Genomic DNA, 8,547 nt, shown 5'->3' on the forward strand with positions numbered 1-8,547 from the left:
TGGGCGGCGAGCAGCATCGCGTGGCGCAGAACAATGCGCGCTACCTCACCCAGCGTCGGCTCCTCCGGCACGGGCTCTCCGCGAAGCTGTGCGGCGAGCTGCGCAAACAACCATGGGCGGCCGAGGCAGCCACGGCCAACGACCACCCCGTCGCACCCGGTCTGATCCATCATCGCCTGCGCGTCACCGGGGGCAAAGATATCGCCATTGCCTAAAACCGGAATGCCGTGGCCATCCATGTGCTTCACCAGGCGGGCGATCTCATTCCAATCCGCCTGCCCGGAGTAGCGCTGCGCCGCGGTGCGTGCGTGCAGGGTGACAGCGGCGGCGCCTTCTTCGGCGGCGATGCGGCCAGCGTCGAGATGCGTATGGTGCTCATCATCGATGCCCACGCGGAACTTCACAGTCACCGGAATACCAGACCCCTCCGCCGCGCGCACAGCCGCCGACACGATGTTGCGGTACAGCTCGCGCTTATAGGGAATCGCCGAACCCCCACCCTTGCGCGTCACCTTCGGCACCGGGCAGCCAAAGTTCATGTCCACGTGATCGGCCATGTCCTGAGCCGCGATCCTTCGCACTGCCTCATAGGTATATTTCGGATCCACCGTGTACAGCTGCATGGAGCGTGGTGACTCTTCCGGCGCAAACGTGGTCATGTGCAGCGTTTTCTCATTGCCCTCCACCAGTGCACGGGCCGTAATCATCTCGCACACATACAGGCCCGACACACTACCGACGAGCTCTTGCTCAATCTCGCGGCATAGAACGCGAAACGGCATGTTGGTGACCCCCGCCATCGGCGCAAGGATGACGGGGGAGGCGACATCGAGGTCACCGATGGTCAGTGTTTGGCGGTTGCCAGGAAGGGTCATTGTCACGGCAGCCATTGTTCCTTGTGCTGGTGGGGTACACAAACCACACCGGAAATATTCACCCGCAAAACCTTTTTCACTATTGGGTGGGGCAAGTGGTGGCGAGGAAGTGTCACGTACGCCACAATAGGAAGAAATCGTTGTGACTACCCCAAACATTTAAGGAGAGACGATGAGCGATCGCATTGACAGTGCCCAACTGCGTGACAAGGTGATGACCGCGGAAGAGGCCGCGCAGTTTGTCAACCACGGCGACAAGGTTGGTATTTCCGGGTTCACCGGCGCCGGCTACCCGAAGGCCCTGCCGGGCGCGATCGCCGAAAAGGCGAAGGCAGCCCACGAAAAGGGCCAGGATTTCAGCATTGACCTGTTTACCGGTGCATCCACTGCCCCAGAGTGTGACGGTGTTCTGGCTGAGGCTAACGCCCTGCGCTACCGCATGCCGTACCAGTCCGACCCGACCATGCGTAACAAAATCAACGCTGGTGAGATGAAGTTCCAGGACATCCACCTCTCCCACTCCGGCATGATGGTGGAAGAGGGCTTCTTCGGTGACGTGGACCTCGCCATCGTCGAGGCTGTGCGTATCACCGCTGAGGGCAACATTGTGCCGTCCTCCTCGGTGGGTAACTCTGTAGAGTTCCTCAACGCTGCAAAGAAGATCATCATCGAGGTCAACGAGTGGCAGTCCGAAGATCTGGAAGGCATGCACGACATCTGGCTGGTGCCATCGCTGCCGAACCGCATCCCCATCCCGATTACCAAGTGCGGCGACCGTATTGGTACCACCTACATTGAGATCGACCCGGAGAAGGTCGTCGCTGTAGTAAAGACCAATGCCCCGGACCGCAACGCACCGTTCAAAGCACCGGACGAGATCTCCGAGCAGATCGCAGGCAACTTCCTCGACTTCCTGGAAAACGAAGTGAAGGCAGGTCGCCTCACCTACGACGGCTACGTGATGCAGTCCGGCGTGGGCAACGTCCCCAACGCCGTGATGGCTGGGCTTATGGATTCCAAGTTTGAAAACATCCAGGCCTACACCGAGGTCATCCAAGACGGCATGGTCGACCTCATTGACGCTGGCAAGATGACCGTCGCCTCCGCGACTTCCTTCTCCCTGTCCCCTGAGTACGCGGAGAAGATGAACAACGAGGCAGCACGCTACCGCGAGTCCATCGTCCTGCGCCCGCAGTCCATCTCCAACCACCCGGAGGTCATCCGTCGCACGGGCCTGATCGCCTCCAACGGCATGATCGAGGCGGATATTTACGGCAACGCCAACTCCACCCACATCAACGGCTCCCGTCTGATGAACGCTTTGGGCGGCTCCGGTGACTTCACCCGTAACGCCTACATCTCCTCTTTCATCTCCCCGTCGGAGGCGAAGGGTGGCGCTATTTCCGCGATCGTCCCGTTTGTGTCCCACGTGGACCACACCGAGCATGACGCAATGGTCTTCATCACCGAGTACGGTGTGGCAGACCTGCGTGGCTTGGCACCGCGTGACCGCGTGGCCAAGATGATCTCCATCGCCCACCCGTCCTACCGTCCACTGCTGGAGGAGTACGTCGAGCGCGCCGCTAAGTGCAAGTACCAGTCCACCCCGCACGACCTGCGTCACGCTTTCGATTTCCACCTGCGTATGGAGGAAACCGGCTCCATGAAGTAGCCCAATTGGCGGCCCGGGCCCACCAACGTCTAGCATGGGTGGGCACGGGCCTTTAGCTCAGCTGGTAGAGCTACGGACTTTTAATCCGCAGGTCGCGGGTTCGAGCCCCGCAGGGCCCACGCACAAACACCCCACGCCACTCGGCGCGGGGTGTTTCTGCTTGTGTGGGGCAAAGAACAGGAATGGGCGTAGTGTTGCGATTATGGCTGCGAACCTTGAGAAACCCTGGCTGAAGTACTACCCCGAGTGGACCGCCCACTCTCTTGAATACGGGGATGAAACTCTCGACGACATCTACGAGGCCAACCTGGCCAAAAACCATGCCCTGCCCGCCACGCGCTTCTTTGGCAAGGGGCAGACCTACGGAGAGCTTGATGCCCAGGTGCGTGCAGCAGCTGCCGGTCTGCAGAAGCTCGGCGTAGCAAAAGGGGATCGGGTGGCTATCTTGCTGCCGAACTGCCCTCAGCACGTCGCAGCCTTCTTCGCGGTGCAGAAACTTGGTGCAGTGGTGGTGGAACACAACCCGCTCTACACCGTCAACGAGCTGCGCCCCCAGTTCATTGACCACGGTGCCAAAGTGGCCATCGTGTGGGACAAAATCGCCGATATGGTGCAAAAGCTCAAAAAAGACACTGCGCTGGGCGCCGTCATCAGCGTGGATATGACGAAGGCGATGCCTGCCTTCAAACGTCTTGCGCTGCGCTTGCCTATCAAGAAAGTCAAGGATGCTCGCGCCGCACTCACCGGCCCCTCTGCCGGCACGCTGTCGTGGGAGAACCTGGTGGGGGTGGGTACGGGGGAGGCGCTGGGGACGCGGACAAGCAATGCCGATGACCCCGCACTCATCCTGTACACATCGGGCACGACGGGAGCTCCGAAGGGCGCGGTGCTCACGCACCGTAACCTGCTGGCCAACCCGCAGCAAGGTGTGGCGTGGGTGAAAGACCTGCAGAAACCCGGGCAACGGATGCTGGCTACACTGCCGTTCTTCCATGCGTACGGCCTGACATTCTCGCTCACGCTTACCGTGCTCATTGGCTCCGAGCTCATTCTGCTGCCCGCGCCGCAGATGGAGCTGATCATGAGCGAAATGAAAAAGAAAAATCCGCCCACTTTCGTGCCCGGCGTGCCCACTGTATTTGAGCGCATCGTCGAAACCGCCAAGGAAGAGGGGGTGGACCTGTCCGCCGTTCAGACCGGTTTCTCCGGCGCCTCCTCCCTCCCTGCGGAGGTCATCGAGGGCTGGGAGGAGCTCACCGGTGGCCGCCTCGTGGAGGGGTACGGGTTAACGGAGACCTCGCCGATCCTCATCGGCAACCCTGCTACCGACGACCGCCGTCCCGGCTACATCGGCATTCCTTTCCCGGATACGGAGATCCGCATTGCTAATCCGGAGAACCTCGATGAGGACATGCCCTATGGCGAGCCCGGCGAGATCCTGGCCAAGGGTCCGCAGGTCTTCGGCGGCTACCTGAACAACCCCGAAGCCACGGAAAAGGCCTTCCACGATGGTTGGTTCCGCACCGGCGACATGGGTGTGATGGAGGAAGACGGGTTTGTGAAGCTGGTCAGTCGCATCAAGGAGCTCATCATCACCGGTGGCTTCAACGTATACCCCGCAGAGGTGGAGGAGACGCTGCGCCGCCACCCGGACATCGTGGAGGTTGCGGTGGTCGGTCGCCCGCGCGAGGACGGTTCGGAGGATGTCGTCGCATGCGTGGTACTCGGCGAGGGCGCGGTGCTCGACCCGGAGGGCTTGAAGGACTTCGCACGCGAGAATCTCACCCGCTACAAGGTGCCGCGCACGTTCTACCATTTCGAAAGTCTGCCGTCAGATCAGCTGGGCAAGACCCGTCGCCGCGAAGTGCGCGACGCATTGCTCGCCCGACTCGAGAAGAATTAACGCATGGTCGCGTTTGCTATCTGCGCCCTCGCAGGCTTATCGACGGCCCTCGGCGGCCTCATCGTCGCCCTCCAACGCCACCCCAGCGAACGCTTCTTGGCGGCAGCCCTCGGTTTCTCTGCCGGGGTGATGTTGTACATCTCCCTGGTTGAGCTGCTGCCCGAGGGCGTGGATGGGCTGGAAGAAGCTGGGGTAGCAGGGGCGGCGATGTGGGGTCCCGTGGCATTCTTCGCAGGGGTACTACTCATCGCGGTGATCGACCGCTTCGTGCCCGAAGACATTAACCCGCATGAGGAGCCCAGGACGGCCGGCAGCATACGCATGCGGAAAGTGGGGGTGATGACGGCCCTGGCCATCGCCATCCACAACTTCCCCGAAGGTTTTGCCACCTTCTTCGTGGCGTTGCAGGATGTGTCGTTGGCGTTGCCGCTGGCGTTCGCCATTGCGATCCACAACATTCCCGAAGGCATTGCCGTTGCCGTGCCGCTGCGCGAGGCAACGGGTAAGAAATGGGCAGCCGCCGGCTGGGCCGCCCTGTCCGGTCTGGCGGAGCCCGTCGGAGCCATCATCGGCTATATCTTCTTAAAGCCATTCCTCGGCCCCGCGTCCTTGGGCGTCACCTTCGCCGTCATTGCCGGGATCATGGTTTTTGTCAGCCTGGACAAGCTGCTGCCCACCGCGATTGCCACCGGCCGCCACCACGCCGCTGTGTACGGAGTCGTCGGGGGAATGGCCGTTATGGCCGTGAGCCTAGTTTTGCTCGCCTAAAATTCGGGCAGGGGAATCACATGACTCGTGCTCACCCGCAGCTTTCCCCATTCGGCTTTTGCTTCACGACGCTCGAACCCGGCTCCCTCTCCTCCCACCGCACTGCCTACATCGACGAGTCCGCGCTCTGCGCCACGGAATGCGGGCGGAGGCAGCAGCGCTTGAACCGGACGCGCGCGAAATCCTCCAGCCCATCCGCGCGGCACGCCCTCGGCCGCACGTCGACTCTGACACGTGTGAAACCCCGCCAGCCGATGCTCAACGTGGTCTCCGCGGGGCACGACCTGTCGACCCCACCTATGCTTACGGTATGCAACTAATCCGACTAATTCTCAACATCATCTGGGTTGTTACCGCTGGCCTGTGGCTCTTCCTGGGATACGTCCTGGCGGGCGTGGTCGCATGCCTACTGATCGTCACCATTCCGTTCGGACTCGCCTCCTTCCGCATCGCCGGCTACGTGCTGTGGCCGTTCGGACGTGAAGTTGTGGACACCGGTAGAGGTGGGGGACTGGGCCTCATCGGCAACGTCATCTGGTTCATCATCGCAGGCCTCTGGCTTGCCGTCGGGCACATCGTGACGGCGGCTGCGCAGGCAATCACCATCATTGGTTTGCCTTTGGCGTGGGCTAACCTGAAACTCATCCCCGTAACCTGCTTCCCCTTTGGCAAGACCGTGGTGGATTCGCGCGACGCGAGCCATTTCCCGGCGCCCACTAATTTCAGGTTTTGATCGATTAACCAGCCCATTTGGTGCTGCGCCTGCGCCGGGCTTATGATAGGCGAGCTGTCTAGCGCCCCCATCGTCTAGAGGCCTAGGACTCCGCCCTTTCACGGCGGCAACACGGGTTCGAATCCCGTTGGGGGTACCAAGGCCCTGTGGCGCAGTTGGTTAGCGCGCCGCCCTGTCACGGCGGAGGTCGCGGGTTCAAGTCCCGTCAGGGTCGCAGCGGAAGGTCCGAGCGTTTGGCTCGGGCCTTAACTTTTTTCGTTGTGTCGGGAACCGGGCTGTTTGTGCACGTCATCTGGCTACGTGGCGTGTTCTGGAGCGCGGGGCCTGTGGATGGATTTTCGGGTTATCCACAGGCTTTTCGGCCCCTTTTCGCGCGTTTTTGGTTTTCGGTTTAGTGTGCGTGGCATGAATCCTTTTGCAGCACTAGTGGCGGGTTTAACCAACCCGATGGAGTCCTTGGCATCCTTTGATGCCCAGGTCCTCCGCGATACCGGCTGCAGCCCTGCCCGTATTCGCGAATGGGCGAAAGTTCACACGGTCTACTACGGGAAAACGAAGTTCACCCGTAAACAAGCAAACGCGATCAAGGTAGCTCGCTCGACTCAGAAGTCCTTGGATCAGCTTGCCTACATCGAGGGACAGTTAGCACCTATCGCTGACCCTGCTGAGAAGTGGCGGTTACGTTTGGCGTTGTTGTCGGTTCCGGGTGACTATAAAACGCTTCAGCGTCGGGCGAAGACCATCGTCCCGGAGGTGGATAAGCCTGCCCCGGAACCGGCGGTGGGGTTTGGGCGCTCACGTAAAAAGAGGCGCCCTATCATCATCACGGCTAGAGAAGAAGACGCAGCAGCTATCGAGTTCGCCTCACGCCAGGGCCTCGGGGATGGCCCTGCAGGCCCCCAGATGTACGAGAACTTAATGACCATCCTGGGTCTTCGCCCTGATGCTCAAGGTGAAGGGGATGCCGCCCCAGCTCGAGTTGCTCCGGCTGTTCCCCGCCCCTTAATCCTGATCCCCCTAGAAGACCACATCACCATTGTGGGCGGTGACGGGGATGACACCATCTTGGGGTTGACTGATGGCACCACCATGACTGGAGCTGAGTATTTGGCTCAGAATTATGGGGATGAGTTGGAGGTGGCGGTGTTCCACCCGCAGGCAGGTGCGGTGAACCTGTATGACACTCAACGCTTCGCGAACCGGAAACAGCGTGACCTAGCACGGGCTTTGTCACCAATCTGCCCGGTACCGGGGTGCCGGCATGCGGCTGATAACTGTCAGGTCCACCACATCAAAGCATGGTCGAGGGGTGGGCATACGAACATGAATAACCTGGCGATGCTGTGTCGCTATCACAACCGCACCAATGATGATGACCCCGCACATGCCCACCGGGGCTGGGTGGAGAATATCAGGGGTGTACCAACCTGGCGCTCACCCCGGGGACACCTCGTGGCCAACACCACCCACCCCTACGGAGCCATGACACTGCTCTACGGAAGGTAACCAATATCTTCGTTCATCTAATAGCCGGCAACAACCGGCTACGAAGTGTGCCACAAAATGCCCGTGTGGTGCTGGTTTGTGTAGTTTTAAACACTCTGTGTAAGGTATCAATTCGTGCAAGACGCAGGATAAAATCTCCGCTCGAGCATGACAAGTACATAAGGCCCTGTGGCGCAGTTGGTTAGCGCGCCGCCCTGTCACGGCGGAGGTCGCGGGTTCAAGTCCCGTCAGGGTCGCTGAACTGCTTTTAGCGGTTCCGGCCAGATAGCTCAGTTGGTAGAGCACACGCCTGAAAAGTGTGGGGTCGCCAGTTCGATCCTGGCTCTGGCCACATTTTAACCCCGCGTCATCGGCGCGGGGTTTTCCGTACGCTCGGGTGCCCCCTAAGTTCTAGGGATCGTTGCAACACTGATTGGAAAGTTGGTGTTGGTTGTGTCTGGTTCGCGTTGGGATCCGAGTGGTGATGAGGTTGTTCGGTTTCACCGGTTGGTCGTTGTTGAGGGGCTGTCGGTTCGTGCTGCTGGGCTGCGGCTTGGGTGGTCGTTATCGACGGCGTATCGGATAGCGCATCGTGACAGTTTGCCGCTTCGGGCGCGTTCTCCGCTGACTCAGGCTGACAGGGATGCCATTGCCGGTTTGTTTGCTCAAGGGTTAATGCCGATGGACATTGCTCGTGCTGTTGGGCTTGATCCGTCTGCGGTGTACCGAGTGGGCGTGGCTGTTGGTGCGTGGCGTAAACCAAGTGGCAATCGGCGGGCGGTGGCGACAACGCGCAGGGTGGAGTATCTGAAGTTGCGAGTATGCGGCATGGACCGCAATAGTGCCGCTGATGCGTGTGGCATGAGTCGGCGCACTGCTTTAGACGTTGATAAAGGCGTGGTCAAGGGGAGTCATCGGCGGGTGGTGTTTGTTCCTGATGGGGACCTGACCCCCGTTAGGTAGACACCTGATATCCAGCCCAGTTGAGAGTGTCCGATTTTTTGTGTGCGGGGTTTGGTTTACAAGTAGTCCGCGAATCGGTCGGGGTATGCCACGGATAGTTGGTTGATGGCTTGTTTCCAGCCGTTGGCTTTCGCTCCTTCAATATAGC

General features: G+C 60.4%; 7 protein-coding genes, 5 tRNA genes and 1 pseudogene. 12 read left to right on the forward strand and 1 reads right to left on the reverse strand.

Going from position 1 to position 8,547, the window contains the following annotated elements; genetic code table 11:
- Positions 1-890, reverse strand: an 890-nt coding sequence (gene dusB, locus F4V54_RS09230; RefSeq protein ID WP_150386944.1) for a tRNA dihydrouridine synthase DusB, incomplete at its 3' end; no start/stop codon positions are given.
- A gap of 157 nt (positions 891-1,047) precedes the next feature.
- Between dusB and scpC the strand changes: the two genes are divergently transcribed.
- From scpC to F4V54_RS09290, 12 genes and pseudogenes are all read left to right on the forward strand, one after another.
- Complete coding sequence (gene scpC / locus F4V54_RS09235; RefSeq protein WP_150386945.1) at positions 1,048-2,547, forward strand: succinyl-CoA:acetate CoA-transferase ScpC; 1,500 nt, start codon at positions 1,048-1,050, stop codon at positions 2,545-2,547.
- A 46-nt stretch (positions 2,548-2,593) separates the two neighbouring features.
- A tRNA-Lys gene (locus F4V54_RS09240) sits at positions 2,594-2,666 on the forward strand.
- A gap of 83 nt (positions 2,667-2,749) precedes the next feature.
- Positions 2,750-4,450: a long-chain-fatty-acid--CoA ligase gene (locus tag F4V54_RS09245; RefSeq protein ID WP_150386946.1), complete on the forward strand. Its 1,701-nt coding sequence runs from the start codon at positions 2,750-2,752 to the stop codon at positions 4,448-4,450.
- Positions 4,451-4,453: 3 nt separating this feature from the next.
- Complete coding sequence (gene zupT, locus F4V54_RS09250) at positions 4,454-5,218, forward strand: zinc transporter ZupT (protein ID WP_150386947.1); 765 nt, start codon at positions 4,454-4,456, stop codon at positions 5,216-5,218.
- A gap of 20 nt (positions 5,219-5,238) precedes the next feature.
- Complete coding sequence (locus tag F4V54_RS09255; RefSeq protein WP_150386948.1) at positions 5,239-5,538, forward strand: hypothetical protein; 300 nt, start codon at positions 5,239-5,241, stop codon at positions 5,536-5,538.
- The gene (locus tag F4V54_RS09260; RefSeq protein WP_198021506.1) at positions 5,538-5,951 is read left to right on the forward strand and encodes a YccF domain-containing protein; all 414 of its coding nucleotides are present in this window, start codon (positions 5,538-5,540) and stop codon (positions 5,949-5,951) included. Before F4V54_RS09255 ends, F4V54_RS09260 begins: the two co-directional genes overlap by 1 nt.
- Positions 5,952-6,014: 63 nt before the next feature.
- Positions 6,015-6,090: transfer RNA gene (locus F4V54_RS09265), tRNA-Glu, on the forward strand.
- A 1-nt stretch (position 6,091) separates the two neighbouring features.
- Positions 6,092-6,165, forward strand: a tRNA-Asp gene (locus F4V54_RS09270).
- A gap of 191 nt (positions 6,166-6,356) precedes the next feature.
- Positions 6,357-7,457, forward strand: coding sequence for an HNH endonuclease signature motif containing protein (locus F4V54_RS09275; RefSeq protein WP_150386949.1), 1,101 nt, complete (start codon positions 6,357-6,359; stop codon positions 7,455-7,457).
- 162 nt (positions 7,458-7,619) lie between these two features.
- Positions 7,620-7,693 (forward strand) — tRNA-Asp (locus F4V54_RS09280).
- Between the two features lie 22 nt (positions 7,694-7,715).
- Positions 7,716-7,788: transfer RNA gene (locus F4V54_RS09285), tRNA-Phe, on the forward strand.
- Between the two features lie 89 nt (positions 7,789-7,877).
- Positions 7,878-8,381 (forward strand): annotated as a pseudogene (locus F4V54_RS09290) (IS30 family transposase); the annotation flags it as partial.
- Positions 8,382-8,547: the final 166 nt, after the last annotated feature.

It is taken from the genome of Corynebacterium tuscaniense (assembly GCF_008693065.1).
Lineage (GTDB): Bacteria > Actinomycetota > Actinomycetes > Mycobacteriales > Mycobacteriaceae > Corynebacterium > Corynebacterium tuscaniense.

Excerpts from the sequence above, each read along its gene's own strand:
- scpC (WP_150386945.1), top strand. The coding sequence starts at position 1,048 with ATGAGCGATCGCATTGACAGTGCCCAACTGCGTGACAAGGTGATGACC.
- F4V54_RS09245 (WP_150386946.1), top strand. The coding sequence starts at position 2,750 with ATGGCTGCGAACCTTGAGAAACCCTGGCTGAAGTACTACCCCGAGTGG.
- zupT (WP_150386947.1), top strand. The coding sequence starts at position 4,454 with ATGGTCGCGTTTGCTATCTGCGCCCTCGCAGGCTTATCGACGGCCCTC.
- F4V54_RS09255 (WP_150386948.1), top strand. The coding sequence starts at position 5,239 with ATGACTCGTGCTCACCCGCAGCTTTCCCCATTCGGCTTTTGCTTCACG.
- F4V54_RS09275 (WP_150386949.1), top strand. The coding sequence starts at position 6,357 with ATGAATCCTTTTGCAGCACTAGTGGCGGGTTTAACCAACCCGATGGAG.